Source organism: Kitasatospora cheerisanensis KCTC 2395 (genome assembly GCF_000696185.1).
GTDB lineage: Bacteria > Actinomycetota > Actinomycetes > Streptomycetales > Streptomycetaceae > Kitasatospora > Kitasatospora cheerisanensis.
Genome location: NZ_KK853997.1, coordinates 734,255 through 734,822 on the forward strand (window position 1 = coordinate 734,255; position 568 = coordinate 734,822).

The 568-nt window shown below is 77.5% G+C and carries 1 protein-coding gene; it reads right to left on the reverse strand.

From position 1 onward, the window contains the following. Positions 1-568: PP2C family protein-serine/threonine phosphatase (locus KCH_RS39050; RefSeq protein WP_167573975.1), on the reverse strand; the 568-nt coding region annotated here is incomplete at both ends.

Genomic DNA, 568 nt, shown 5'->3' on the forward strand with positions numbered 1-568 from the left:
GGTCCCGCGGTGCAGCAGGACGGGCGGCAGGTGGCCGGCCCGGGCCCAGCTGAGGTGGCCGGTGCGCGGGTCGAGGCGGGCGACGGCGACGCCGGCGATGTGGTCGGCCTGCTGGTGGCAGAGGATCCGGTTGAGGCGGTCGAGGATGCGGGCCGGCTCGGGGGCGTCGTAGGCGATGCCGCGCAGCGCGTGGCGCAGTTGGGACATCGCGGCGGCGGCGGGCAGGCCGTGTCCGGAGACGTCGCCGACGGCGAGCAGCACGGAGCCGTCGGGGAGGTCGAGGAGGTCGTACCAGTCGCCGCCGACCTTGCCGTCGCGTTCGGCGGGCAGGTACCGGAAAGCGCTTTCCACCCCGGCCACCGGCCGCCCGGCGGGGGCGCTCATCAGGGCCTGTTGCAGGGCCCGGACGGCGCGCTGCTCGCCGCCGATGAGACGGCGCTGGTCGGCGAGGCGGTCGCGGGTGTCGCTGAGGGCCTGTTCGGCGCGCCGCCACGGGGTGACGTCCTGGACCACGCCGGCGAGGGCGAGCAGCCGGCCGTCGGCGGTGACGGTGGCCTCGCCGAGGGCG